Raw genomic sequence first — 26,555 nt, 5'->3', positions numbered from 1 at the left:
ATAATGCTCCTCCTCTTCCCTTAGCTTACGATCTCGCTCATGACATTCCACTCACGTACATCTACGAAACGCCCATTGATTGCAGCTGCTGCAGCCATCGCCGGAGAGACGAGGTGAGTTCTGCCGCCGCGACCTTGACGACCCTCGAAGTTACGGTTCGAAGTAGAAGCACAGCGCTGCCCTGGCTGTAGTACGTCCGGGTTCATCGCTAGACACATACTGCATCCAGCTTCGCGCCATTCAAATCCTGCTTCGGTGAAGATCTTATCAAGCCCTTCCTGCTCGGCTTGCAACTTCACACGTCCAGAGCCCGGTACGACGATTGCCGTTACTTTATCGGACACTTTATAACCACGAGCGATTTCTGCAGCCGCACGCAAGTCCTCGATCCGGCCATTCGTGCAAGAGCCGATAAATACATAATCAATCTCAATCTCCGTCATCGGTGTGCCTGGAGTAAGTCCCATATATTCAATCGCCTTCTCGGCTGCTTTGCGTTCATTCTCTGTCGTGAAATCAGCTGGATTAGGTACGCTTGCATTCACATTCGTTCCCATACCCGGGCTTGTTCCCCAGGTTACTTGTGGAACCAGCGAGTCGACGTCAAATTCAACAACGCGATCGTATGAAGCTCCTTCATCGGTCTTCAAATCAGACCATTCAGCTACAGCGCGGTCAAAATCCGCTCCTTGCGGTACATGCTCACGTCCGCGCAAATAGTTAAAAGTCGTCTCGTCAGGTGCGATTAATCCCGCTCTTGCTCCAGCTTCAATGGACATATTGCAGACAGTCATCCGCTCTTCCATCGTCAGCTCACGGATCGCTTCACCCGTATACTCGATAACATAACCTGTCGCGAAATCCGTTCCGTATTGGGCAATGACGCCAAGAATCAAGTCTTTAGCTGTAACGCCTGGCTTACGCTTGCCGACGAAGCGTACTTCCAGAGTCTTTGCCTTCGCCTGCTGGAGACATTGCGTCGCCATTACATGCTCAACCTCACTTGTACCAATCCCGAAAGCTAACGCACCGAAAGCGCCGTGCGTCGAAGTGTGGCTGTCGCCGCACACGATCGTCTTACCCGGATGCGTCAGGCCGAGTTCAGGCCCCATAACGTGAACGACACCTTGGTCGATCGTATCCAGATCATACAGCGTAACGCCAAAATCCTTACAGTTCTGCGACAGTGTGTCGATCTGCTGCTTGGAGATGGGATCCGAAATATTGTAACGGTCCTTCGTCGGTACATTGTGATCCATCGTTGCAAACGTCAGATCCGGACGGCGCACCTTACGCCCATTCAATCGGAGGCCTTCGAACGCTTGCGGTGACGTTACTTCGTGAACGAGATGTAGATCGATGTACAAAATGCTAGGCTTACCTTCCTCTTGATAAATCACGTGATTTTCCCAAATTTTCTCATACAACGTTTTGTTTTGGTTGCTCATTTAAATTCACCCCACACAAGGATTCGAACATTGAACAAGTCAGGCGTAGCATTTCTTGCTGCTAACCATTGACTCGTATATTGAAATCAATATATCATTTAACTCTTCATTGTTCCAAGATATAAAAACTATAAAAGTGATAGGTTTGGCCTATAAGAAATCCATTTAAAAAGGCACCCTAACGGATGCCTGATACAGTTCAATATTCAAGTCTACTTAAAATCAATTCCCATCACATGATCCAACGGAACGGGACCAATGCTGCGGCTATCATTGCTATGATTGCGATTATCACCCATTACAAATATATCCCCTTGCGGAACCTCCCATGATTCAGCCGGTCCGAGGTCCATCTGTTCTTTTATGTAGGGCTCGCTCAACTCTGCTCCATTGCGGTACACATGGCCGTCCTTAACCTCTATCGTATCACCCGGCAAGCCGATCACTCTCTTAACATAAAAAATTTCATTATCTGCTTTGCCAGATACTAAATTAATGATAGGATGCTCCAATAAATCATCCAGGAAAGTACGGCTCCGGTTCACGCGGCTATCCACGATAACGATATCCCCGTATTTAGGCAGCTTATCCAGTGTATGCTTGATCTTCCACGCGTAGATTCGTTGAGTATCCTTCAGTGTCGGTTCCATAGAGTGTCCATCCACTTTATAAGGTTGAATCACGAATATACCGATCAATATACTAAGTACAAATCCAATGATGATTGCTATGCCCCAGCCTTGAACCTCTTTCCATATTTTTCGCACACAAATACCTCCCATGAGTTCTACTATCCCTATTATACATAGAATGAATCTCCTTTAACAAACATGTTCGACATTTATTACCGGAACAGGATATTCTATCTGACTAATCTTGCCTATATATCATATAATAGTTATAGGTAAAACATATAAGCAACGTGAATATGCGTCGTAATAAATCTATCTATCAAAAGAGGTGCACTTATGGAACTAAGACAGCTGCAATATACACTTCAAATAGCCGAGGAAAAGAACTTCTCACGCGCTGCCGACAAACTGCATATTGCCCAACCTTCACTAAGCCAGCAATTGTCCAAGCTGGAGCAGGAGCTCGGTGTCAAGTTGTTTCAGCGCAACACCAGCGCGGTTGAGCTGACCTATGCAGGCGAGAGCTTCATCGAGCATGCCCGTAAGATTATGGATGCCGTTAAGGAATTGCGCCAAGAAATGGATGACATCTCCCAGCTTCGCGCTGGACGCGTCGTAATTGGAAGTATGCCAATAACAGGCTCACATTTACTCCCGTATGTACTGCCTGCCTTCAAAGCCGCTTATCCAGACATTGATATTATACTGCGAGAAGATACCTCGTTAAATCTAGAGAAGCTGACCGCTGGAGGCGGCACAGATCTGAGCCTGCTCTCTTTACCGCTACAGGAGCCGACGCTTACCTACGAGCCAATTGGCGAAGAACCGATCGAACTGGCCGTTCCACCCCAGCATCCCCTGGCAAGCCAGTCCGCAAATCGAAGCGGAGTCTCCTTGAAACAGTTGAAGGACGAGCCATTCATCGTACTGAAGAAAGGACAAGGCTTCCGGAAAATAACGATCGATCTGTGTCATCAGGCTGGCTTCGAACCGAACGTTGTATTTGAGAGTAATAACATAGAGACTGTCCAGTCCCTGGTTGCGGCCGGGATGGGTATTACGCTAGTTCCTCACTTCATCGCGAGAGCCAAACGTAGTGAGTTGATTCCGGTCTATCTACCGCTCAGCAATCCTGCTCCCAGTCGCACACTCGTTATCGCCTACCGTAAAGGGCGTTATTTATCGAAGGCAGCGGAGGCATTCATTGAGACGTTCAAGAGGATCCTGGCAGAACGCTACAACTCATAAGCCTCCGGACGACGGTCCTTAAAGACGGGAATCCGTTGGCGCACCGTGTTGACTAGAGTGAGGTCGATACTACCAGTCACGATCTCCTCTGTCTCCCCACCCTCGGCAATCCATTCTCCCCATGGATCAATAATTGCTGAATGACCGAAGAAATGATCATCGCCTTTTATGCCAACCGTATTGCATGCAATCACATACATCTGATTTTCAATGGCCCGTGCGGTTAGAAGTGTACGCCAGTGCTGCAAGCGTGGATGCGGCCACTGGGCAGGCAAGAACAACATCTGTGCACCATTTAGAGATAATGACCGCGCAAGCTCCGGGAAGCGAATGTCATAACAGATCGACGCACCCGCCGTTATCCCGTCAAGCTTGAACGTAACGGCTCTATCCCCTGCCACCAAATACTTATCCTCATTCATTAACCCGAACAGATGTATTTTGGAATAAGCTGCTACCTCGGTCCCGTCCGGTCAAACACCAGCATGGTGTTGTACACCAGGCCCTCTCTTTTCTCAGCAATCGATCCAGCGACGACATGAACCTGATACTTCCGAGCAAACTCTGAAATCCAGGTCCGGCTCGTCAACCCATCTAGATCAGCTAGTTCATTGATTTGCTCAAGTGCATAACCTGAATTCCACATTTCAGGCAATACAATAACATCCGGCTTCACTACCGCTTCTGCAGCCTGCCTCATTTTGTGCTCCAGCATTACTCGATTGCGATCCGGATCGCCCGCCGCTATCTGCGTCTGGATTAGAGCAATTTTCCAATCGGTCCTCTCATTAACCATGAATTTATCCTCCTTATAAATACGATATGCTTTATCTTCGTAACCCCATGCTTAAGGGGAATCTCAATCACTAGCCACTGGGCGAATGCATAGAATACCACATCAATTTTAATCGAAAGGATGGAGAGTACAGCATATGTCTATCTCCTACATGGATTATACCTCGCCCAATGTCAATTTCACTTACGATTTAAAGAACAACCTATTCTTCAAGAAAGACAATCAAAATTATATTAATTCCCTGTCAATCAATCAATTGAATACACTGGGAAACTTCTCATTGCTCGATATTTTCCTTAGCACCGGTGGAACGATTGAACCTCATTATCATCAAAATGCTTCCGAATTAGTGTATTGTATCACCGGCTCGGCCGTCGTCACCCTAATCAATCCTTTTACCAATCAATTGCTTAACTTGCCAATCACGCCAGGCCAAGTTGCCAATGTTCCGCAGGGCTGGTGGCATTATGAGATCGCAACGACGGATAATACACATCTGCTGGCCGTTTTTGATGCCCCAATTCCAGAGGTGATCTTCGGTTCGGACATTCTGAGACTGACTCCTGCCAGTGTACTCGCTAATACGTACTGCCTAAATGAGGCCGAGGTCAGACAGACGCTCGCCCCTATCACATCAACAGTTATTCTTGGCCCGCCAAAAAATTGCAAGCAATCTGGTCCCTATAACAATGAGAAACGTACCCCTCAGCAGGCACAGATTCAGCAGATGCCGGGAGCAGTCCAACAAGTACGGCCTGAACAAGCATCAACGCAGCGATTACAGCCAAGCCAAACTTATGGGAACCAAGCGGCTCCACAGCCTACTGGCCTTCAGTCCATACCCCAGATGCAAGCATATTCAATGCCAGTAAGGCCACATTGGGCAGCGATGACGAACACTTACCCAACATATGGGGGTCCTCAAGCATCTCCACTGCCATACCCAGCTTATCCAGGCTACCCGGTGCAGTCGTACTCACGCTAATCTCTAATAAAAATCACAAACTTCGCTTGCGACAGAACATAGAAAATAGCTGCGAAATCGCAGCTACTTTCTATGTTCTAGGATTGGAATCTGGTTACTACAAGATCAACTTAGCAAACTTTTCCTTCAACATTAATTCTACGTCGAAGCAGATACTGAGACAGAGTCCGAGCGTACAGACGACGCAAACCAAGATGTATCTACTTGTTCCACGGTAGGAAGTCTTCGGGTGGCAGGATCAAATAGCCAAAATACACCTACACAGATCACAGCAATCCCGCAGCCTGCAATCACTGTAGAACTTGCCACGATAACCCCCAAACTACCGCCGATCAAACTGCCGAGTGGGCTTACAATGCCACTGATTGCCGTAGCGGCTGCAAAGACGGTCCCAGGTTCTTCTCTGGCACACCTTTCTGAAGAACTGTGTTGACGATAACGTTGGTGACCCCTCCTGGAAACCAAACCAAGCCGTAGACCAGAATGACAAGCCAAATATAATGGCCAAATATGCTAAGAAACCAAGCAATTCCCGCGAGACAAAAAGCAATAGCAAACAGATAACCCAAACGTACTCGTTCCAGTCTCAAATAAGGAGCTAGGATGGCACCCAGCAAACTTCCACAAGCTTGCGCCATCAACAGAAATCCATATATCTGCGCTCCACCTAGACTTTTTGCAAAAGCGGGCATGACAGTAAAGGTAGCTCCCCCGGCTGCATTTATCAAGATAATGCCGAATAGAATACGCGCTAAGGGTGTAGCCACAATCAGTCTAATTCCTTCTTTCATGTCTGACATGTAGTTATTAAAATGATTACGAGCTGATTTGGAGCTTTTTACTCCGTTTTTTTCAAGAGGTGTTATGTCGTTGTTAGATATATTTTTGTCGGAAGGCCTAATTCTGAGTTGAGTGAATAGCAGCGCTCCAATAAAGAATCCAAGCGAATTCCAAAGATAGAGCGAAACCGCGCCGAGGATGATAATCAAAGCACCGGAAGCCGCATGGCAGGCCACTTCGATCCCTTGATATGCAATAGTGAATAAGGAGTTCCCTTGTGATAGATGCTTCTTATCGAGAATTTTCGGTAGAGCCGAAAGCTGCGCAGGAAAGAACCACATATTCAGTGTCGTTAGAATAGGTGTAATTGTAAGGACTAAGCCAACAGACAAAAAGTCAAAATAATACGCTAGCGGTACAATAAGCAACAGTAATGCCTGAAACAACTGTGTATATACTAGCAGCCCCCGTAGCGGAACACGGTCAATCATCGGACCGGAGAACAGTTGAATAATACGGGGGAGGATCGATAGGAAACCGGCAAGCCCAGTATACAATGTAGAACCTCCCAAATTATATACCAGCCACATGGCTGCCACCGCATATAAGTTATCGCCGATATTCGTCAGAATGCGGCCTACAAAGAGCACCGCGAAATTACGATTTTTAAATATTTCCACAGAATACACCGCCTTCAGCAAATGAATTACTTTTTGAGCTGTTCTGCCGAAACCACGTTGATGCCAATTGCATATTCCTCACTGTCTTCCGCCTTCGAAGCCGAGGAAACCGCAACCCATTTTTCAAGCAAAGACCTGAATTCCGCCAACATCTCTTCCCTCTGTTCGGGCGAAAGCTGCATACGCAAGCTGACTTTTGTCGCAGATGCTGCTTCGTAACCGTCAGCCAGCACTGGATCGATCATATTAGCCCCCTTGGTATTGAACCACTTAGCCTTCGATTGATAGTATTTCTCCACGATTCCCCCTACGGTCCGGGTGTTTACTAGATCGATCAGTCCACCCTCATGAAGCTTTTGAATATGGTAGTGAATACTGCCAGGAGATTCTCCCAATTCATCTGCCACTTGCTTGGATGTTTTAGCAGTATCAACAAGTGCTGTGATAATTTTAACTCGCTGCGCGCTGCCCAGTAGCTTAGCCTGTTCTATGGAGATATCGAGAAACTGAGATTGTTCATTGTTCATGTAAATGCCTCCTCTATTTGGATACAGAAATCATTCTACATTTCTAATTCGAACTGTTATTTTAGATCGATCTAATTTTTTAGATCGGATTTGAATTGATAATAATCCACCTTTTACCAACTGTCAATAGGTAAAATAAAAAAATCTCGGACAGGTACTATAGGGTGTCTTAAGAACAGTTTGACTTGAACTTCTTTTCAAGCTAAGCGACACATGGTATTCTAGCAATAACAAATAATCTCTTCATGAACATAAACGTTATGACGGGACCAAGTACAAGAGCGATGCGACCACAGAGAGCAGATTCCTCGGCTGCAAGAATTTGCACTTCGCACCTCTTCGAAACCTACCCCTGAGCGGCCGCTCACCAAGAGCGGACAGTACCCCTGTTACCGGGTAATCAAGTTGGATGAGTTAATCATCAATTAAGGTGGTACCGCGGAAGTAAAACTTTCGTCCTTTGCGAGCAAAGGCGAAAGTTTTTTTGTTTATAAACCTATTACTAGGAGTGAACTCCATGTTAAGACGCATCGTTGTTAAAATAGGCAGCAGCTCATTAACCTCACCGGAGGGAGGATTAAACCGTGAGGCGATCGACTTTTTCTCCTCCGAACTAGCTGCCCTGAAGGCTGAAAATTACCAGATCCTACTCGTCACTTCCGGAGCGGTTGCAGCAGGATTCCGTGAGATCGGATATGCCGAGCGACCGAAGCTGCTGCATGAGAAGCAGGCCGCCGCAGCTGTTGGCCAGGCACTATTGATGCAGAACTATCGCGAAGCGCTAACTGTACATGGCATATCGGCGGCGCAAGTGCTGCTTACACGCTCCGATTTCCAGAACCGCAAGCGGATGGGCAACGCAAGTATGACGTTGGAAGAATTGCTCGGTCGAGGCATCCTTCCGATTATCAATGAGAACGACACCGTCTCTATTGATGAATTGAAATTCGGCGATAATGACACATTATCCGCCCTTGTGGCCAATCTGATCAAAGCAGATCAATTAATCATCCTGACGGATATGGATGGATTATATACGAAGGACCCACGCATCGATCCGTTAGCCCGGCGCCTAGACCGCATTCGGGAGATTGATGATGAAATTTATAAGATTGCTGGCGGATCCGGCTCCTCCGTTGGAACCGGAGGCATGCGCTCCAAGATAGACGCAGCCAAGATCGCCTCTCGCGGCGGAGTTCCTGTATTCATCGGTAAGCTCAAACAACCGGGGCAGCTTACGCAAGTAGTGAACGGACAAGGACAAGGTACTTACTTCGAAGCAAATGACTCGGCTCTGCCTCGTAAGAAACAATGGCTAGGCTTCCTATCGATTCCGATCGGTACATTGACGGTCGATGCTGGCGCTGAAGAAGCGCTGATTCATGGGGACGCAGCTTGCTTCCAGTCGGGGTGCGTGAATCGACAGGACATTTCCAAGCCGGGGATGTTGTTGAGGTCATTAACTCGGACGGCGAGATACTTGGTCGCGGCCTCGTGAACTATGATGCGGAGCAGATACAAGATATCATGGGACTGCCAAGCTCCGAGGTTGTGAAGACGATGAACAGCGTCCACCGTCTGGAAGTCATTCATCGTGACGAATGGATATCATTGAAAGCTTGATCATCTAGGCACTACATATAAATTTTAAGGAGGTATTTGAAATGAGTGAAGTAAGACAGAAAGCACAACTTGCAGGTATCGCCTGCTCCGCCCTTGGTGGACTTACTACCGAACAAAAGAACGAAGCGTTGCTTGCCGCGGCCAATGCGCTGGTAGAGCATAACGAAGAGATCATCGCCGCTAATCAGGAGGATCTTGCTCGTGGACGCAGCAATGGAACAAGCGAATCCCTACTCGATCGACTCGCCCTGAATGAACATCGTATTCTTGACATCGCAGAAGGTTTGAGACAGATCGTCTCGCTGCCGGACCCCATCGGAGAAGTGCTGGAGACCTTCGAACGGCCGAACGGACTTCACATCGTGAAGCGCCGCGTTCCACTCGGCGTTATCGGCATGATCTATGAAGCGCGTCCGAATGTTACGGTCGATGCTATTGGCCTCTGCCTGAAGACAGGTAACGCTGTTGTTCTTAGAGGTGGCTCTGCTGCTATTGACTCCAACCGCAAGATCGTCGAGATTATCCATGAAGCGTTAGATTCGACTTCCATACCACGCGATGCGGTGCAATTGATCGAGGATTCCAACCGTTCTTCGGTTGACGAAATGTTGAAGCTGAACGGATTGCTCGACGTCGTAATTCCGCGCGGCGGCAGCTCGCTTATTCAGAACGTTGTCAATAATGCCACCGTTCCGGTCATTGAGACAGGGGCAGGCATTTGCCACACTTATCTCGATGCCACCGCAGATGTAGCAATGGCGGCAGATATTGCGCTAAATGCCAAAGTGCAGCGCCCTTCTGTCTGTAACTCGATGGAGACGTTGTTGGTTCATCAGAATTTTGCTTCCACACACCTAGCTACTCTGGCGCAGCAGTTCAAAGAAGCGAACGTAGAGATTAGAGGCTGCGACCAGACGAGAACACTGGTAGACTGGGCTGTTCCGGCAACAGAAGAGGATTATGCTACCGAGTACAATGACTATATTCTTAACGTCAAAGTCGTCAAGGATCTGGATGAAGCACTGGCTCATATTGCCCGCTTCAGCACGAAGCATTCCGAGTGTATTGTGACAGCGGATCAACCAAATGCCGAGCGTTTCCTTCAAGAAGTGGATGCAGCTGCAGTCTATCATAATGCCTCCACCCGCTTCACTGATGGCTTCGAATTCGGCTTTGGTGCAGAGATTGGCATTAGCACACAGAAGCTGCATGCCCGTGGACCGATGGGGCTACCAGCCTTGACATCAACTAAATATATCATTCACGGCAACGGTCAAGTCCGCGGTTAATCACACGAATTATAGTGCAGAACCTATTTCCGTTACATTTCCGAAGTGTTTATAATTTGCAAAATAGCTTAGACATAACAAAACTAATTATCAACATTAGGGGTCCTATCATGGTCACTAACGAGAACATTAACGAATCACATTCAGGCAAGATCTGCTTCTACGGTGCCGGCTCCATGGCGGAAGCGATCGTCCGTGGACTTATTCATAAACAGGTCGCCGAGCCTACCTCGATATCGATGCTGAATCGCAGTAATCAGGAGCGTCTGACATATCTGACGAATCAATACGGTGTAGTTACTAGCAATCAGGAGGAGCAAAAGAATAAGCTGTTGGATGAGGCTTCAATCATCGTGCTGGCGATGAAACCGAAAGATGCCAAGGAGGCCATCACTGCGATCGCTCCTCATCTCTCGGAGAAGCAATTGCTCGTCTCCGTTATCGCCGGCTTGTCCATCGACACGATCCAGAAGTTACTTGGCTTCGAAGCACCGATCGCCAGAACGATGCCGAACACTTCAAGCTCCATTGGATACGGTGCAACTGGGATCTCCTTCTCTGACGAAGTCAGTGAAGAACAAAAACAACAGGTACTGACGATGTTCGAGGCCGTCGGGACTGTCTCAGTCATTCCTGAAGAGAAGATGGAGATTCTGACGGGTGTATCAGGTAGCGGCCCGGCTTATGTCTACCTCATGATGGAGGCGATGATCGCCGCCGGCATTGAAGGTGGGCTATCCCCAGAGCAGGCGCGGGAATTAACAATTCAGACCGTACTTGGAGCAGCAGTGATGATGCGCGAGACTGGCGAAGAGCGGCCAAGCTGCGTGCCGATATTACATCACCGAACGGCTCAACCCTCGCGGCATTGGATAAGCTGCGCGAGGGCAATTTCACAGAGACTGTCAAAGCCGCCGTCCGCAGAGCGGAGGAGCGTTCCCGTGAGATGGGGCAAGCCGTAAAGGAAGCGTTAAAATAAGTTGTCCTAGACAACTTACCGAATCTGCAAGGCTAGTCCCAATAATGTACGAAACTCCATAAACTAACCATGAAATTGGCCCGATGATCCCTACTTCATCGGGCCAATTTTACTGACAAGCATTATAATTTGTCCTTAGCAATCATACGATTACTTCAAATCATTTGGATATGTGGTGTTCAAGCAAATAGGAATTAGAGGAGATTTGTATCCTTAAGGAGGGACAGTAGTCAATGATGGCCTATGCACAAATCACCTTGGAAGAGAAGCAAGCCGTGCTTACCGAGCTTAAGGAAATGAAGGAGCAGTTAGCAGCCAGGGGCTGGTCCCCCAGCACAAGCGGCGATTTATCCGCTCGTGTCGGCGGGTATACTCCTGATGAATTTTATTTTGCGATCACTTCTAGCGGTAAAGACAAAGCGGTGCATACACCCAGGATTTCCTGTTTGTCGATGCTACAGGCGAAGCATGCGAGATAACCTCGCTCAAGCCAAGTACGGAGACCCTGATTCACGCTAAAATCTACCGAATGACCGGCTGTAGCGCTATTTTTCATGTACATACCGTATTTAATAACTTGATTAGTGATTATTACGGGGACCACGGCTTCATCCCAGCACAAAGTAACGAGTTGATCAAGCAGCTTGGGATTTGGGAAGAAAATGCGAATATCGCGATTCCCGTACTGCCTAACAACATAGATATTCCTTCCATCGCCAGACTCGTACCCGGAGCCATTCATTCCGATATTCCCGGTTTCGTATTGCGCAATCATGGCATTTATGCCTGGGGCAACAGCATCTGGGAAGCCAAACGGCACCTGGAAGCCTTTGAATTTATTTTTGAACTGGAGTATCGGCGCCTCGCCCTGCTTCGATAATCTGCTTTCAATTATCAGTCTTATTCTCCCTGCTACTGTAAATAGCAAAGGGAACAGCCCCGATGGATTTTCCCAACGAGGACTGTTCCCTTTGCAATTGTTTCGACATTCACTGGAATAAGACAAATCTCCCCAAAGTCAGTTCGTATTATTTCATTGCCTTCGCCAGTTCCGTGAAAATAACACCGAGCGCATACGCACCTGCGTCCGGGTATCCGATGCTTCGTTCGCCTACTGTGCCAGCTCGGCCCATCCTGGCTACGATTTCCGCTGTCTTCTGCGCACCTTGGACCGCTGCTTCAGCCGCCTTAGCTGCCGCCTGCTTCAGATCGTCACCCTGCTCTGCGCTCTTCGTCCATTGGTCTGCAAATGGTACAAGCGCATCGATCAATGTCTTGTCGCCAACGACGGCTCCTCTGCCGAATGATCTCTCACCGGTATCTTGAATACCTTTGACAACAGCCTGCATCATACTAGCAACCTCACTTGCGGTCAGCTCCTGCTTCTGCTGAACATGCTTGCTTGCTGCCCGGAAGCCTGATCCCCAGATCGGTCCAGAGGCCCCGCCACAGTGCTCCATAATGACAAGTGAGCAGGCATCCAGGAAATCACCGATATTCTGCCCATGGTGAGCAAGAATCTCCCCCCACTCCACTTTTAACTGCTTGAAGCCTTTGGCTACACTCATTCCAAAGTCGCCGTCTCCCGCGTGGGCGTCGAGCTCACAGAACGGAACCTCATTTTCGATAATGACCTCACTCATTTGATCGAGCAAATAGACGATATTTTGCAACGATAGTCGATCGTTCTTAATGACTGCTGCCGCAGGATCGGTCTCGTTCTTATACGATACGTCGCCTACCGTTTTTTCCTCATGGATAACCTCGGAATAACTTACTGGCTCAAATGGACCTTTTACCGCAAGTGCCGGTGTATCACAAGGCGCAGACAACCATTTCTTTAACGTATCATCGAGCTTCATAATCGTCACGGAAGCGCCGGCCATATCGATACTTGTCATGTAGTTGCCGACAAACGTCTTGAACACTCTCTTGTTCTTCGCATTTAATTCCCGAATGACCGAATTGTTCAACAGATACAGCTCCTGAAGCGGTGTGGCACCAAACCCGTTAATTAATACGGCGACCTCCTGCTCCGTCTGATCGTTGATTTGCAGATTATCCAACAATGATGTGACCATGCGCTCTGCCAACTCATCAGCAGTCACCAGCTTCTCCCTGCGGATCCCTGGCTCACCATGGATTCCAACGCCGTATTCCATCTCATGATCCTCGATCTGGAATGTTGGCGTACCCTTGGCCGGCACTGTGCAGGAGGTAAAAGCGAAGCCAAGGCTGCGGACATTGTCTATTGCGTGCTGAGCTGCTTCTTTCACTTCTGGCAATGACAGGCCTGCTTCAGCAGCCGCTCCAGCAACCTTATGGACGAGCACTGTGCCCGCTACGCCCCTTCTCCCTACCGTATAAAGACTATCCTCGACAGCGATATCGTCATCCACCTTGACATAATCCACCTCAATGCCATCTTCACCGGCAAGATGAGCGGCATTTTTGAAATTCATAATATCGCCGCTATAATTTTTGATGATCAGCAGGGTTCCCTTGCTACCCGCCGTATTACGAATCGCTTGATACACCTGGATTTGCGATGGAGAAGCGAATACGTCGCCACATACAGCCGCATCCAGCATCCCGTTACCTACAAATCCGGCATGAGCGCTCATGCCCACTCCCGCCGCCGCTAATCAGCGTTACTTTATCAGAATTGATCTCTTTTTTGGATATAACTTTAAATTTATAATTGAAATCTAGCTCAGGATGCGCCAGCACTAGTCCGTTGCACATTTCCCGAACCAAGGTTTCAGGCTTGTTCATAATTTTCTTCATTTTAAACCTCCTTGGTCAATTTATATTGACGTCCCAATTGGTCAGCAGCCATAATCGCCGACGCAACCGCTTCTTCGGAAATTGGGAATGGCATCGAATGGATGGACTCTTCAGCGATACATGCTTTCTTAGCCACTTCCAGCAATTCCTCATAGTTCACATGCTCAACACCGATATCTGCCAGACATACCGGGAGCCCGATGGAAAGGGAGAAATCAAGAACTTCTTTCATTTCTGCCCGGTCGGCATTTTCAAGCACTAATTGGGCAATCGTGCTGAAGGCTACTTTCTCGCCATGGTAATAATGATGCGTCCCTTCCAGGGCAGTCAGGCCATTATGAATCGCATGAATCGCCGCCAGTCCGCCGCTTTCAAAGCCTAGTCCTGATAATAGAATATTTGTCTCGACGATATTCTCCAAAGCCGGGGTTACAATATTTTGATCACAGGCCAGCTTGGCCTTATATCCGTTCTCCAGCAGTGTCTCATAACATAGCTTGGCAAGTCCCAGTGCTGTAATCGTCCCTTTGGCATCGCCGCACACACCTTCGCGAACTCCACACGGCAATCCGGCGTTCACATTAGAATACGAATTGGCTGTAGCTCTGGCCTCAAAATAAGTCGAGAGCGCATCGCCCATCCCGGCAACGAGAAATCTCGTCGGCGCTTGAGCAATGACTGTCGTATCGATCATGACAACACTTGGACTTTGCTTAAAATACGCATAATCATCGAATTCTCCCTCTGGAGTATAGAGAACCGCGGAATGGCTTGTCGGCGCATCGGTGGCCGCGATCGTTGGTACGATGATCAGAGCTTCGCCTTCAGCTACACATTTTGCCGTATCAATCGCTTTGCCACCGCCAAGACCAACCGTACATGCACAGTTATGCTCCTTCGCCAACGCCTGCAATCTAGCTACTTCCTGTCGCGAGCACTCCCCATGGAATCCACTTTCTACAAATGTAATATTGAATTTATGTTTAGTTGCCTCAAGCTTGTTCTTTACACGTGCTACATCATCAGGATGTGCAATCAACAGCGCAGAATCACCAAATGTCTTCACAAAATAACCTAGGTTCAACAGCTCATTTTCCCCTTGCACATATTTCGTTGGACTAATAAACGCTCTTCTCATCTTACATCCTCCTCAAATAGATTATATTTTAATTATAGGATGCTCTATTCCGAGAAGCATGAAACAAAGAGCTTAATTTAAAGCGTTTTCTTATCGTGTTTTCTTGTCATCATTCTATGTAATTGTATTTTCTTGTCCTCTTGTAGAACAATTCGATATAATAGATTTAGTGTAAATTTTACTTAATTGGAGACTACCAACATGTCCAAATCACGATTTGAGTTAGAGGAGATAATAGATCTGGAGAAATGGGAAAAGCTGCAGGATGCTCTATCGCTTGTGACGAAAATGGCCATTCTGACGGTCGATTATAAGGGGATTCCCGTGACCAAGCACAGTTACTGTCAGCCTTTCTGCCAAGGGGTACGTCAGGATTCTCATCTCTCCCAATATTGTCAAAAATGCGATGCCCGCGGCGGACTTGAAGCCGTCCGGCAGAATAAACCTTATATCTATTTATGCCATTTCAATATTATCGATATCGCCATACCGATCATTATCGACAATCAATATCTTGGCGCCATTATGGCCGGTCAGCTTAAGCTCCGTGAACCAGATATGCCGCTGATGGAACAGGTCGTATCTCGGCCTGCCAATGTCGAGACCCATCGCAAATTCCAAGCGCTGGAGGAGCATTACAATGATTTGCCAGTCCTAACTTATGATGAAGTGACGAAATGCGTGGATCTGCTGCTGCAGTTAAGCACCTATATCGTGGAAGAAGCGATTCAGAAGCATACCACCGTCGATTTGTACAAAGGAATGTTGACCTCAAATTTAGACGCTTCTGGCCCCACTTCTAGTCGGGAACTTGATCCGGCCGACCGTGCATATCGCAGAATTCAATCGATCCAGCAAGAATTGTCAGGAGCGCTGATCAACACGAAATTAAAAAACGGAGCCGGTAAATTCATCTCCTCGAATTCTGCACTCCAGCCCGCCTTTGATTATATTTATACGCATAAGAATGAGAATTTCATCTTGAAAGAGATGGCCAAGCTCTGCCATATTAGCCCTAGCTACTTCAGCCGTATCTTCACCAAGGAGACGGGAGAGAATTTCTCTGTCTTTATCGCCAGACTGAAGATTGAATGGGCCAAACGGTTATTAGAATCTACTGATTTGTTGGTCAATCAGGTGAGCGATGATCTAGGCTTCTGCGACGCAGGGTATTTCATTAAGACGTTCAAGAAGTTCGAGAGTCTTACCCCGGTTGCGTACCGAAACATGTATAAGGGATTGTCTAAAGAATAACCCTCCGTCATTTATTTTAAATCAACGAAGGGTTATTCTAATGGATTGTTCTACATAGCCGAGGCCTGAATGACAAGATTCTCCAGTTGTTCCGAGTCATAGGCTTGCCCTTGTCGTAGCTTTATCGTTTTTCGCTCTGATGGACCCTCGAACATTCCTTCCGGGAATTCAATCCCCGCCGGATTAAAGATCGTAAAGCTAACCGCATCCTTCGAGGTTGAGATGACAGCGGCATACTCGTTTTTTTAGATTGAAACCTACCCGCTCCAACTGCTTGGAAGCCGTTCCTATCTTTATAACGAATGGGAAATCACAGAATCGACATCATCTAAATTTTTTTAAAAAAAATCTGGCACTGTTCAATCTCATCTACGCATTCCAAAATCCCCCTTCGTTATTGAAATAAACAAAGGGGGATTCTAGTTGTTCGCGTATGTTTTAGTTCTATTGCACTGATTTATTCCTCGTGCCGACTGACACTAGCTTCACACCGCCGCCGATTAATAGACTGGCAATCAACACCGGACGTAGATATTCACGAACAAAGTAACTAATTTTTAGCTCTGGGAAATACTTCTCGATCGCTGGCACCAATAGATCCATAGATACATAATAAGCGCCAAGTAGAATCAGAACGATACCGAGCCAATTCTGATAATTTCTTTTGCCATCGATTAAAGGCCGATCTTCTAGCGGCAGAATGCCATAACGGCTAATTTGCTGCAGACCGTCGAATAGACTGAAGAACCAAATAATCGGAATCACGAACAGAAATACTTTTAAACGCAATACATCGATTATATAGAAGCTTCCGAGGAACAGCACCATTAACTGCAAACCTCGCTTCTGAAGACCGAGATACATTTGACCCGCACCTGGAAATGCCGATAACAGCGTGGCAAGAATCTTGCTGCGTCTTCCATCGATCCGGCCGGATTCCCATTCATCGAACAAGTTGCGGTCTTGAATAATCTCCCCGGCCTGCTTGCGATGAACGAGACCAACTGCATCGAACATGGAATAGAGCCAGATGATCGGCAGTAGTCCAAGGAACAGAAGAAACATCGACTCATGTGTAATTCCCGTTACGAACAGCAACATTGTGAACAATCCGAAGAACGAGATTAGGAAGGACAGCCCTCTCTGCATCAGTCCCAATTGGAAATGTCCGAGGCCGGGCACGAACGAGAGCAGAATAATGAAGAAGCGCTCGGTATCCTTATCCTTTTGACTCATCGGTGGTGGAATAATTCCCAGCGGATCAAGCGGATCCGATACTACCGGTTGTTGAACGGCAGCAGGCTCCCGTAATAGTACGATAATAAGATCGAGCATCGAGATGCACCAGAGAATGAACGCCGCAACAGCGGTTATAGCGACGAAAGCTCCCTCTCTTGAAGCTAGTGCTAATAGTACTCCGAACAAGATCCCCGAAGAAAAATACCGGGTATAGCACCCTCTTACCTTCTTCCCCAATAAAGATGACCTAGGCCGGGAATCAGGTTTAATATGAGCGCAAGCAAGCGATTGCGATAATGTGTCAATGTCATTCCTTCCTTTCTGTATCTTGTATTCAACAAGCTATCTTAGCTACTTATTCCATTTATCGAACCAGCCGGTGGTTGCCTTCATAAGCCTATCGCTAACCGAGATATCCTGCTGCGGATGGTTGATCACTTCATTAGCCCTTGAGAATAAATGATCGAAGAACCCTCCTGTCATCAGCAGCAAAGTAATCGACGCAGCAATCACGTATTGCAGCCAAGCTTGATTGAACCATCTGCCGATTGGACCTTGCTCCTTCGCAGGGTCTGTGGCCACCGGTAATGAGTCCATCAGTCCTTCAAGCCACCGCTCTTCCTCTCTCATTTCCGGTATTGTACTCTCCAAGCATGAGAGAGCTTCGGAATAGAGAAGCACCGCTTCCTCATCTTCAAGCAGCCTGTTCTCCAACTGCTGTTCTTCTTCCCGAGTCAGCTCTCCCTGAATATACGCCTTCCAGACCTGCAGGGAAACTTGACTATCTGCTCTCATTGCCATTCCTCCTCCTTCCAATGCTCTCTCATCCATATTCGTGCGCGATACAGCTTCGATTCCACCGTCTTCTCGGTGACTTCAAGCTCAGCAGCAATCTGACCATAGCTTTTGCCTTCCAAATAGAAGGCTGTAATAATCATCTGATGTCCGTCCGGAAGCTGTCTGATTTTCTGCCTTAGCTCATCCCTCTGTTCCTCTTCAAGTAGACCTTGTAATATATGCTCCGATTGGACTGGCATACGTGAAGCCAACTCAATAACATTCCCTTGCTGTTCTCTGCGGCGCTCTCGCTTACGCTTCATATCTATCGCTTTATGTAGGGCTATTCGGGTTAACCAGGTCTTGAAGCCTTGCTCACGGTATTCGGAGAGAGAGTTATAGATTTGCAGAAAAGTTTCCTGCGCGGTGTCCTCGGCTTCCTGTTCATCATGCAGCACAGAGTAAGCTATACGATAGACATGATTCCGGTAAGTCTGCACAAGCTCACGGAAAGCCTCTCGGTCCCCTTGCCTGAGCTTCTGAATAAAGCGCAACTCATCCTTTTCGCCAATCTTTCTCCCCTCCTTCCATATAATAGACGTCGGCAACCTGGGCAACCCCTGCATCATTTGAAAAATATTTTTATTTAAATTTGTCGCCTAGATTTCCTCTGAAAGTTTGTTCCCTGTACTATGTAACGGATAAAGAGTAACTTAGTTAGCATCTCGGATCAGAATTTCATAGAAAAGAATCATTTGTAGAATTATGCAGCTATAAACGCGCTACCAAATAACATATAAATAAAAATATATCTTTTTTTGTAAAGTAATTGACATTTCTAGTAATTTGGAATAATATATAACAAATTTAACAATTAAAATTTTTAATATTCTGCACTTTGAAATATAAGATTGATTATCTCAAGTCTATTTGATGCTTCTTACAGGACTAGTATCATTCCTGAAGAATCTTGGCTTCATTCAAGGTTTAGATAGGTATACAGCCTTAGCTTCGGGATTTGATCATAATTGCTATTTGTGAAAGGAGGAGGGCGGTTACTGCTGCGAATATACTTCTGAGATTTGCAGGACCCAAGAATTCAGTCATATGTAATCGCTAACTTTGTATTAACTAGAATAAAGTGGTTTTTTATTTTGTTTAAACGAAGGAGGAGTTAATATGACGGTTCAAGCTTTTTCTGGCAATCATTTCTCTAGACTGAAGATGCTCTACTTTACAGCAGGTACCTTATTTCTAATATTGGCATGCTCTCTGATCTTCGCGAATAGCGCATCTGCGCATGGCTATGAGGTAAATAGCCGCGCTAATTTATGTTATACAGGACAGAATACGAACTGCGGAGCCGTACAATATGAGCCATGGAGTGTTGAGGGACGCGGTGACTTCCCAGAAATCGGTGTGCCTGATGGAAAAATTGCTAGCGGTAACAAATTCTTTGAGCTTGATGCACAGTCATCAACTCGCTGGACAAAAGTGAACATGACCGGTGGGGAGCATACTTTCCATTGGAAAATCGTCGCTAATCATAGTACAAATACCTGGGATTATTATATTACCAAGAAAGGCTGGGATCCGAATTCGCCGTTGAAACGGTCGGATCTGGAGCTGTTCTGCAGATATGTGGATGACGGCGCAATCCCGCCAAATGACGTATACAACGACTGCTTTATTCCTAACGACCGCCAAGGATATTATGTCATCGTAGCTGTTTGGGATATTGCCGATACAGTTAATGCGTTCTATCAAGTCATTGATGTCAACCTTTCCATTAATCCATCGGCACCTACAAATCCGGCGCCCGGCTTCCCAGGTGATCCAAACCGTTTCGGTGAATACCTCGTCTGGAATAACATCCGAGTATATACAGAGGGCGAAATTGTCCTGCACAACGGACAGTTGTGGGAAGCGCTCTGGTGGACACAGAACCAAGAGCCAGGTACGACTGGACAATATGGACCGTGGAAACTAATAGGCCCTGCACCTAATCAATGACGGCTATATAACAAAGAGCCAGGCTCCTTTACGGAGGCCTGGCTCTTCATATATCTATTCAATTCGCTACATCCTGTCGGCTTAACGCGACCCGGTACGGAACTTCTGAATATGAGCCTTCGCATCCTCTACTGTCTTGACGCGATTGCGGCTCCATTCCAGTAGAATTCGGTCGATGTACCGAAAATGTACCTTACCAGCGAATACAGCTTCCTTCAGAGCAAGCAGTATCAAATCCTCAGGATAGCCATCCTGATCCACCCAACCGGAGATCGTCTCACATTCCATCGGGGACAGCGGACGAGCAAATTCCTTCTCGAAAACAACGAATAAGTTCCTCTGCTCTTCCTCTTTCGGTGCGGGAGCTGTGACCTGTGCTTCAGCCTGCCGCCCAGCGGCACGTTGCTCAGCAAGACACTTCCCTAGCTTCTCATACATCCCCGATAGATTGTAACACTCCGATTGTATCCCGGTGGCTTCGTCCATGAAGTCATCGATACTAAGCCAGCCTTCCTTCATCAGCCGTCTGATGACAGGGGAGAGCCCTCCGGGCGCCGTGCCCATCCGTAGCTCCAATTGATCGATAGAAGGAAAATCATTATGCTCCACCTGCTTGAATGAAAGCAGCTGAACAAGCAGCATGACTTCCATTTCATCTAAATGCAGCTGCCGGTAATGGACGAACAGAACATGAGGAATATTCACCATTGCCGCCTCAAGTCCGAAGGAAATCCCTTTGGACCATACTTTCCAGCTATCGTTCATCGTCATCTTAACCACCCTGCTTATGGATATAAGCGGTACAGCATCCGCGGGAATGGAATCGTCTCACGGACATGCTCGAGTCCGCAAATCCAGGAAACCGTACGTTCCAAGCCAAGGCCGAAGCCGGAATGCGGTACAGAGCCATATTTACGCAAATCCAAATACCATTGATAAGTTTCCTGAGACAGATTATGCTCCTTGAAGCGTTCTTCCATCAATTCAGGATCATCGATCCGCTGCGATCCACCGATAATCTCGCCATAGCCTTCAGGTGCGATCATATCAGCACACAATACAACTTCAGGCCGGTTAGGATCAGGCTTCATATAGAACGCTTTGATGCCTGCCGGATAGTTCGTAATGAACACCGGTTTATCATAGCGTTCCGCGATTGAGGTCTCGTGTGGCGCTCCGAAATCCTCACCCCATGGAATATCAAAGCCTTGCGTATGCAAGTATTCGATCGCATCATCATACGAAATACGAGGGAACGGTGCCTTGATATTCTCCAGCTTGGAGATGTCACGGCCTAGCGTCTCCAGTTCTGCACGGCAGTTCTTCAATACGGACTGCACGACATGGGTAACGAAGTTCTCTTGCACAACGAGACTCTCTTCATGATCCGTGAACGCCATCTCTGGTTCAATCATCCAGAACTCGATCAAGTGGCGACGAGTTTTCGATTTTTCAGCCGGAATGTCGGCCCGAAGGAATATACTTTGCCAAGCGCCATCGCTGCAGCTTCCATATAGAGCTGACCACTCTGTGTCAGATAAGCATCCTCATCGAAATATTTCGTATGGAACAGATTGGTTGTTCCTTCCGCTGAGGTTGGAGTCAAAATTGGAGGGTCCATTTTTGTAAATCCGTTCGTATTGAAGAACTCCTGAATCGCACGGATAATCTCAGCACGGACAACCATAACCGCCCGTTGCTTAGGACTGCGCAGCCACAAATGACGATGATCCATCAGGAAGTCTACCCCATGCTCCTTCGGCGTAATCGGGTAATCTTCTGTCAAATGAATAATTTCAATGTCAGTAACCGTCATTTCATAGCCGGATTGGCTACGAGGCTCCTCGCGGATCACACCGGTCACATACATTGAGGATTCCTGGGTCAGACTCTTCGCCTTATCCCATACCTCTTCGCTAACTTCGCTCTTTACGACAACGCCTTGGATATATCCGGTACCGTCGCGAAGCTGCAAGAACTGAATTTTGCCGCTGGAACGCTTGTTGTTGAGCCAGCTGCCAATGACGACAGTCTCGCCGACATGCTCGCCCACTTGACGAATAACGCTTTTGTTCGCCATGTCCTTATCTCTCCTCTTAATTACTACTAGTTATTCTCTTGAACGATACGGTACGTATCGCGCGCAATCATCAATTCCTCATTGGTTGGGATAACCAATACTTCTACCTTGGAATTCGGTGTAGAAATACGGCGAGGATCACCGGAACGTACCTTGTTCAATTCTGGATCAATCTCAACACCAAGGTAAGTCAGGTTCTCACAAACCTTCTCTCTTACAATGACAGAGTTCTCCCCTACACCTGCTGTAAATACAATTACATCAACGCCGTTCATCGCAGCTGCATAAGACCCGATATACTTGCGCAGACGGTATTCATACATTTCAAACGCCAATGTTGCATTTGGCTCACCCTCAGCCATTCCATCTGTAACATCGCGCATATCGCTACTATTTCCCGAAATCGCAAGCAGACCACTATGCTTGTTCAGCATCGAGTTAACTTCGCTAATCGAGAGCTCTTCTTTGTTCATAACAAACGTAACAACAGCTGGATCGAGATCGCCACTGCGAGTTCCCATCATGAGGCCTTCAAGTGGAGTCAAGCCCATAGAAGTGTCCATAGACTTACCGTCTTTGACAGCTGTTAAGCTAGCGCCGTTGCCGATATGGCAAGTGATGATCTTCAGATCTTCGAGCGGACGGTTCAAATACTCTGCCGCTACCTTGCTCACATAGTCATGAGATGTACCGTGGGCGCCATAACGACGAACCCGGTGCTTCTTATATAATACTTTCGGGATCGGGTACAAATATACCTTCTCGTCCATTGTCTGATGGAAGGCAGTATCAAAAGCAACAACCTGAGGTACGCCAGGCATATTTTTCTCCGCTGCATTGATCCCCAGAATAGCTGGCGGATTGTGGAGCGGAGCCAGGTCGAACAGACGACGAATTTCCGATTTAACCTCGCTTGTAACGAGCGCAGAACCTTTAAACGCTTCCCCGCCATGAACAACGCGATGTCCAACCGCTTGAATCTCTTCAACAGAGTTCAGTACGCCATGCTCTTTATCAGTCAATTTATCAAGCACCTTGCGGATAGCCGTCGTATGCTCGAGAATTTCACTTACTTCAGTAACTTCCTCTTTGCCAGTTGGCTTATGATTTAGGATCGAAGAATCCATACCAATCCGTTCAACCAGGCCTTTAGCTAATACTGATTCATCGGTCATATCATATAATTGATATTTCAATGATGAGCTTCCTGCATTAATTACGAGCAATTTCACACCCGGTCACCATCCTTATCGTATTTGAAAAATCCTTCACCAGTCTTCACACCAAGTGATCCGGCGCGAACCATTTTCTTCAACACGAAGGAAGGGCGATATTTCAATTCGCCGAATTCACGGAACATGCGTTCCAGAGCGGCAAGTACCGAATCAAGACCGAAGCGGTCAGCCATTTCCAGCGGTCCATATTGGAATTGATAACCGATGCGCATTGCATCATCGATATCCTCAGCAGTAGCAACGCCTTCGCCAAGTACATGCAGCGCCTCATTAATCATCAAGCAAATGATACGAGAAGTCACAAAGCCTGGGGATTCATAGACCATAATCCCGTGCTTATCTACAACTTCTTCCACGAAGCCTTTCGTTTCCTCGAAGGTTGAGTCCGAAGTTCTCAATCCACGAATGATTTCAACAAGGTTAATTTTAGCTACTGGATAAATAAAGTGCATACCAATAACGCGCTCCGGATATTTGGTAGAGCCGGCAATTTCAGTCAAGCTGAGCGTGGAAGTATTGCTAGCCAGAATAATGTTGCTTGGGCATACTTGATCCAATTGCTTGAATACCTGTTTCTTGGCATCCAAATCCTCCGAAATGGTCTCGATGACCATATCACAGGTACCGAGTTCGGCAAAATGAGTCACTTTATGAATTTTGGATAAGATCAACTTCTTCTCGGCCTTTGTAATCGCCCATTTCTCGAGTTGCTTATCAAGGCTCGTCTCAATCATGCTATATGCATGGTTCAGTTTGTCAGTCGTTTCTTCAACAAGCAGTACATCAAGTCCTTTAGCTGCGAGCATCTCGGCAATACCTTGCCCCATCGTGCCGCCACCAATGACACCTATCTTTTTGAAATTCATGGTTCTCTCGCTCCATCCTTTCATCTTCTTACGTAATATTGTACCCAAATGTCGAATAATACATCTTTTTATACCCAACATATAATAATATCTTAGCACGAAGAAAAAGTAAAAAAAAATAACCGGCATCATGTTTTATGCCAGGTAAAAGACTGATTTCACTAAATTGACATTGGAATTGTTCGCCGGATAGTCTTTCTTCCTTTAAAAGGATATCCAGTGATTGGTCGAATATCGCCGAATGATCGATTAAGATTTGCTTCGACTTGGCAGCAAGCTCATCCAGTATTCTGGAATTCTCTCTCATCAACACTTCCTTCGTCATCATATCCATATTCATAATTCCTAAAGAAGTAAGACCAGATGTCATCATCGTCTGAACGATGTTCAAGGCTTGCTCGAAGTCATTGCTTGATCCGGTGCTTCGTCCTCCATAGTAAATTTCCTCCGCCGCCGCTCCTGCTAGTGCGACGATAATCTGTCCTTCAAGATACTCCTTGGTATATAAATATTTCTCATCCTGCGGGTTGTGACGAACATAGCCAAGCGCCCGTCCACGCGGACTTAAGACGACCTGGTTCACGCTACCTGGCGAGACAATCTCGGCAGCAACAGCATGACCAAGCTCATGCACAGCAACCCGCCGCTTCTCATCCACCGTCGATTCGCGGTCTGTCTTCTCTCCGAGCATGACCTTATCGATCGCCAAGGACAGATGAAGCTGTGTGATCAATTCTTCAGAATCACGCATCGCATAGATTGCTGCTTCGTTCATCACGCTCTCCAGCTGTGCACCGGAGAATCCAAATGTCTCCTCGGCCACCTTCTCCAGATCCACATGCTCAGCTATTGGTTTATTTTGAGCATGGAGCTGCAGAATATGAATCCGACCTCTTTGTCGGGAAGATCAACTTGAATATGACGATCAAATCGGCCCGGACGCACCAGGGCATTGTCGAGCATCTCCTTACGGTTGGTCGCCGCGACTAACAAAATACGAGGCGTATCCGAAGTATAGATCCCATCCATCTCCGTCAACAACTGATTTAGCGTCTGATCATATTCACGCTGTTGTCCACCCTCACGCTTGCCGCCAATCACATCGATCTCATCGATGAAGATAACGGCACTTTCTTTATTCTCCTTCGCAGCTCGGGTTCTTGCTTCCTTGAATAAATCGCGGATGCGGCTCGCACCGACACCAACGTACATTTCTACAAATTCGCTGCCTGAAGCGGCCACGAATACAGAATTCGTATATTGGGCAGCGGCTTTGGCCAATAGCGTCTTCCCGGTTCCCGGCGGCCCTGTCAGTAGGATACCTTTGATCGGTCGGATGCCAAATTTCGTAATTTCCTCATAACGGACCATGAAATCCAGCGCCTCGATGAGCTCTTGCTTGGCACTCTCCTGACCTCCGATCTCCGCGAACGTCAGCTTCGCTGGCCCGTTCTTTCTTCGTTTGCGGTCCTGTGTTGCACCTATTGCAATGCCACCACGCATCTTGGCAAGCATGAATAATCCGCCTATTAGGAGACTTATGAATACCACCGGCAATATATTTACACCGATATAAGCTAGAAAAATGAGCAGTACAGGCACTACACCAATAGAAATCTCTGCTATTCTCTTACGCATTAGGCCATGCCCCCATTCGTTCTGGAACGCGAGGTAGAATTATAAATTTACTGGCTTTACCATCTGTTAGAGTAATATACACATTCTTCTCATCCATTTCAGCCTTGGCAGTAATAGATTCATTTTGTTGCTGCAGTTGATCAAGCGCAGTAGTAATATTCGTATACTGCTTATTCTCCATCGCCTGGGCAATCGGGAACAGGACCTTGTTCCATGCTCTGTTCAAATCACTATTTGATTGATCCTTGATCTCAAACGACAACTCCCGCTGACCAACCCACTTCTTGCCATCCTCTTTAATATACTTAACCAGTTCACCAAGGTTAGTACCGGGTTTCAGATCTAGCTTCAAATCGACTTGCTTTTTGTTTATATCAGATTCGACGCTATTTACACCGTCAAATTGCTTCACTGTCTTCTCGAACGGGCTCTCTACCACCCAATGTTGATAAGCATACCAGCCGCCAAACAGTAGCAGTGCAGAAACCGCAACACTAGCAGCGATCGTTCCAATTCGCAGTTTCACGAGATGTCCCCCTTT

At 47.0% G+C, this 26,555-nt stretch carries 18 protein-coding genes, 8 pseudogenes and 1 other annotated feature; of the genes and pseudogenes, 8 read left to right on the top strand and 18 right to left on the bottom strand.

Translation table 11 applies throughout. The annotated features are described in order from the left end of the window. Positions 1 to 20 precede the first annotated feature (20 nt). A complete protein-coding gene (leuC, locus tag RE628_RS10855; RefSeq protein ID WP_309158702.1) occupies positions 21 to 1,448 on the bottom strand; it encodes a 3-isopropylmalate dehydratase large subunit in 1,428 nt (475 codons plus the stop codon). A 212-nt stretch (positions 1,449 to 1,660) separates the two neighbouring features. Continuing rightward, positions 1,661 to 2,230 carry a signal peptidase I gene (gene lepB / locus RE628_RS10850; protein ID WP_309158701.1) on the bottom strand — a complete coding sequence of 190 codons (570 nt, stop codon included), beginning with the start codon at positions 2,228 to 2,230 and terminating at the stop codon, positions 1,661 to 1,663. 186 nt (positions 2,231 to 2,416) lie between these two features. Between lepB and RE628_RS10845 the strand changes: the two genes are divergently transcribed. After that, positions 2,417 to 3,328, top strand: coding sequence for a LysR family transcriptional regulator (locus RE628_RS10845; protein WP_309158700.1), 912 nt, complete (start codon positions 2,417 to 2,419; stop codon positions 3,326 to 3,328). Here RE628_RS10845 and RE628_RS10840 read toward each other — a convergent pair. Further along, positions 3,316 to 4,124: pseudogene (locus RE628_RS10840) on the bottom strand (carbon-nitrogen family hydrolase). The gene RE628_RS10845 and the pseudogene RE628_RS10840 sit on opposite strands and share 13 nt — an antisense overlap. Before the next feature lie 136 nt (positions 4,125 to 4,260). On the opposite strand from RE628_RS10840, the gene RE628_RS10835 reads away from it, so the two are divergent. After that, a complete protein-coding gene (locus tag RE628_RS10835) occupies positions 4,261 to 5,109 on the top strand; it encodes a cupin domain-containing protein (RefSeq protein ID WP_309158699.1) in 849 nt (282 codons plus the stop codon). A gap of 138 nt (positions 5,110 to 5,247) precedes the next feature. On the opposite strand, the gene RE628_RS10830 is transcribed toward RE628_RS10835, so the two are convergent. The 3 genes from RE628_RS10830 to RE628_RS10820 are packed head-to-tail and all read right to left on the bottom strand — an operon-like array spanning position 5,248 to position 7,096. Further along, positions 5,248 to 5,418 carry a hypothetical protein gene (locus RE628_RS10830; RefSeq protein ID WP_309158697.1) on the bottom strand — a complete coding sequence of 57 codons (171 nt, stop codon included), beginning with the start codon at positions 5,416 to 5,418 and terminating at the stop codon, positions 5,248 to 5,250. 41 nt (positions 5,419 to 5,459) lie between these two features. After that, positions 5,460 to 6,569: an MFS transporter gene (locus RE628_RS10825; protein WP_309158696.1), complete on the bottom strand. Its 1,110-nt coding sequence runs from the start codon at positions 6,567 to 6,569 to the stop codon at positions 5,460 to 5,462. 26 nt (positions 6,570 to 6,595) lie between these two features. Further along, positions 6,596 to 7,096, bottom strand: a complete 501-nt coding sequence (locus RE628_RS10820) for an ArsR/SmtB family transcription factor (RefSeq protein WP_309158695.1) — start codon at positions 7,094 to 7,096, stop codon at positions 6,596 to 6,598. Positions 7,097 to 7,347: 251 nt separating this feature from the next. Beyond that, positions 7,348 to 7,560: a binding site (T-box leader), on the top strand. Between the two features lie 53 nt (positions 7,561 to 7,613). On the opposite strand from RE628_RS10820, the pseudogene proB reads away from it, so the two are divergent. The 4 genes and pseudogenes from proB (at position 7,614) to mtnB (ending at position 11,867) form a co-directional block, all read left to right on the top strand. Beyond that, positions 7,614 to 8,719: pseudogene (gene proB / locus RE628_RS10815) on the top strand (glutamate 5-kinase). A 41-nt stretch (positions 8,720 to 8,760) separates the two neighbouring features. Beyond that, complete coding sequence (locus RE628_RS10810) at positions 8,761 to 10,008, top strand: glutamate-5-semialdehyde dehydrogenase (protein WP_309158693.1); 1,248 nt, start codon at positions 8,761 to 8,763, stop codon at positions 10,006 to 10,008. Between the two features lie 110 nt (positions 10,009 to 10,118). Next, positions 10,119 to 10,987, top strand: a pseudogene (gene proC / locus RE628_RS10805) (pyrroline-5-carboxylate reductase). Positions 10,988 to 11,223: 236 nt separating this feature from the next. Then, positions 11,224 to 11,867 (top strand): annotated as a pseudogene (mtnB, locus tag RE628_RS10800) (methylthioribulose 1-phosphate dehydratase). 148 nt (positions 11,868 to 12,015) lie between these two features. Here mtnB and dhaK read toward each other — a convergent pair. Next, positions 12,016 to 13,774: pseudogene (dhaK, locus tag RE628_RS10795) on the bottom strand (dihydroxyacetone kinase subunit DhaK). Position 13,775: 1 nt separating this feature from the next. Continuing rightward, complete coding sequence (locus RE628_RS10790; protein ID WP_309158692.1) at positions 13,776 to 14,912, bottom strand: glycerol dehydrogenase; 1,137 nt, start codon at positions 14,910 to 14,912, stop codon at positions 13,776 to 13,778. 201 nt (positions 14,913 to 15,113) lie between these two features. Here RE628_RS10790 and RE628_RS10785 point away from each other — a divergent pair, with 201 nt between their 5' ends. Continuing rightward, complete coding sequence (locus RE628_RS10785) at positions 15,114 to 16,166, top strand: PocR ligand-binding domain-containing protein (RefSeq protein WP_309158691.1); 1,053 nt, start codon at positions 15,114 to 15,116, stop codon at positions 16,164 to 16,166. 50 nt (positions 16,167 to 16,216) lie between these two features. Here the strand turns inward: RE628_RS10785 and RE628_RS10780 are convergent. The 4 genes and pseudogenes from RE628_RS10780 to RE628_RS10765 all read right to left on the bottom strand — a co-directional run. After that, positions 16,217 to 16,405 (bottom strand): annotated as a pseudogene (locus RE628_RS10780) (DUF1801 domain-containing protein); the annotation flags it as partial. Positions 16,406 to 16,610: 205 nt separating this feature from the next. After that, positions 16,611 to 17,591 carry a hypothetical protein gene (locus tag RE628_RS10775; RefSeq protein ID WP_309158690.1) on the bottom strand — a complete coding sequence of 327 codons (981 nt, stop codon included), beginning with the start codon at positions 17,589 to 17,591 and terminating at the stop codon, positions 16,611 to 16,613. Positions 17,592 to 17,756: 165 nt separating this feature from the next. Then, positions 17,757 to 18,200: a hypothetical protein gene (locus tag RE628_RS10770; protein WP_309158689.1), complete on the bottom strand. Its 444-nt coding sequence runs from the start codon at positions 18,198 to 18,200 to the stop codon at positions 17,757 to 17,759. Beyond that, complete coding sequence (locus tag RE628_RS10765) at positions 18,197 to 18,790, bottom strand: RNA polymerase sigma factor (protein ID WP_309158687.1); 594 nt, start codon at positions 18,788 to 18,790, stop codon at positions 18,197 to 18,199. Before RE628_RS10765 ends, RE628_RS10770 begins: the two co-directional genes overlap by 4 nt. Before the next feature lie 571 nt (positions 18,791 to 19,361). Here RE628_RS10765 and RE628_RS10760 point away from each other — a divergent pair. Then, positions 19,362 to 20,195: a lytic polysaccharide monooxygenase gene (locus RE628_RS10760; RefSeq protein ID WP_309158686.1), complete on the top strand. Its 834-nt coding sequence runs from the start codon at positions 19,362 to 19,364 to the stop codon at positions 20,193 to 20,195. A gap of 81 nt (positions 20,196 to 20,276) precedes the next feature. Here RE628_RS10760 and RE628_RS10755 read toward each other — a convergent pair whose 3' ends face one another. The 6 genes and pseudogenes from RE628_RS10755 to RE628_RS10730 form a co-directional block, all read right to left on the bottom strand. Further along, complete coding sequence (locus tag RE628_RS10755) at positions 20,277 to 20,966, bottom strand: DnaD domain-containing protein (RefSeq protein WP_309158685.1); 690 nt, start codon at positions 20,964 to 20,966, stop codon at positions 20,277 to 20,279. A gap of 14 nt (positions 20,967 to 20,980) precedes the next feature. Continuing rightward, positions 20,981 to 22,275, bottom strand: a pseudogene (asnS, locus tag RE628_RS10750) (asparagine--tRNA ligase). A gap of 26 nt (positions 22,276 to 22,301) precedes the next feature. Next, positions 22,302 to 23,507 (bottom strand): acetate/propionate family kinase, encoded by a 1,206-nt coding sequence (locus RE628_RS10745; protein ID WP_309158684.1) that lies wholly within the window; start codon positions 23,505 to 23,507, stop codon positions 22,302 to 22,304. Further along, positions 23,504 to 24,376 carry a 3-hydroxyacyl-CoA dehydrogenase family protein gene (locus RE628_RS10740; RefSeq protein ID WP_309158683.1) on the bottom strand — a complete coding sequence of 291 codons (873 nt, stop codon included), beginning with the start codon at positions 24,374 to 24,376 and terminating at the stop codon, positions 23,504 to 23,506. Before RE628_RS10740 ends, RE628_RS10745 begins: the two co-directional genes overlap by 4 nt. A gap of 139 nt (positions 24,377 to 24,515) precedes the next feature. Next, positions 24,516 to 26,014 (bottom strand): annotated as a pseudogene (locus tag RE628_RS10735) (AAA family ATPase); the annotation flags it as partial. Then, positions 26,007 to 26,540 (bottom strand): hypothetical protein, encoded by a 534-nt coding sequence (locus RE628_RS10730; RefSeq protein WP_309158681.1) that lies wholly within the window; start codon positions 26,538 to 26,540, stop codon positions 26,007 to 26,009. The pseudogene RE628_RS10735 and the gene RE628_RS10730, both read right to left, overlap by 8 nt. Positions 26,541 to 26,555: the final 15 nt, after the last annotated feature.

It is taken from the genome of Paenibacillus sp. D2_2 (assembly GCF_031199965.1).
In the GTDB taxonomy this organism is placed as follows: domain Bacteria; phylum Bacillota; class Bacilli; order Paenibacillales; family Paenibacillaceae; genus Fontibacillus.
This window is presented reverse-complemented; position numbering and strand designations above follow the sequence as displayed.

What these genes read in the sequence shown, in the direction of transcription:
- RE628_RS10740 (WP_309158683.1), bottom strand. Translation starts at nt 24,376, where the DNA reads ATGAATTTCAAAAAGATAGGTGTCATTGGTGGCGGCACGATGGGGCAA.
- RE628_RS10785 (WP_309158691.1), top strand. Translation starts at nt 15,114, where the DNA reads ATGTCCAAATCACGATTTGAGTTAGAGGAGATAATAGATCTGGAGAAA.
- RE628_RS10835 (WP_309158699.1), top strand. Translation starts at nt 4,261, where the DNA reads ATGTCTATCTCCTACATGGATTATACCTCGCCCAATGTCAATTTCACT.
- RE628_RS10760 (WP_309158686.1), top strand. Translation starts at nt 19,362, where the DNA reads ATGACGGTTCAAGCTTTTTCTGGCAATCATTTCTCTAGACTGAAGATG.
- RE628_RS10755 (WP_309158685.1), bottom strand. Translation starts at nt 20,966, where the DNA reads ATGACGATGAACGATAGCTGGAAAGTATGGTCCAAAGGGATTTCCTTC.
- leuC (WP_309158702.1), bottom strand. Translation starts at nt 1,448, where the DNA reads ATGAGCAACCAAAACAAAACGTTGTATGAGAAAATTTGGGAAAATCAC.
- RE628_RS10790 (WP_309158692.1), bottom strand. Translation starts at nt 14,912, where the DNA reads ATGAGAAGAGCGTTTATTAGTCCAACGAAATATGTGCAAGGGGAAAAT.
- RE628_RS10820 (WP_309158695.1), bottom strand. Translation starts at nt 7,096, where the DNA reads ATGAACAATGAACAATCTCAGTTTCTCGATATCTCCATAGAACAGGCT.
- RE628_RS10770 (WP_309158689.1), bottom strand. Translation starts at nt 18,200, where the DNA reads ATGAGAGCAGATAGTCAAGTTTCCCTGCAGGTCTGGAAGGCGTATATT.
- lepB (WP_309158701.1), bottom strand. Translation starts at nt 2,230, where the DNA reads ATGGGAGGTATTTGTGTGCGAAAAATATGGAAAGAGGTTCAAGGCTGG.
- RE628_RS10810 (WP_309158693.1), top strand. Translation starts at nt 8,761, where the DNA reads ATGAGTGAAGTAAGACAGAAAGCACAACTTGCAGGTATCGCCTGCTCC.
- RE628_RS10845 (WP_309158700.1), top strand. Translation starts at nt 2,417, where the DNA reads ATGGAACTAAGACAGCTGCAATATACACTTCAAATAGCCGAGGAAAAG.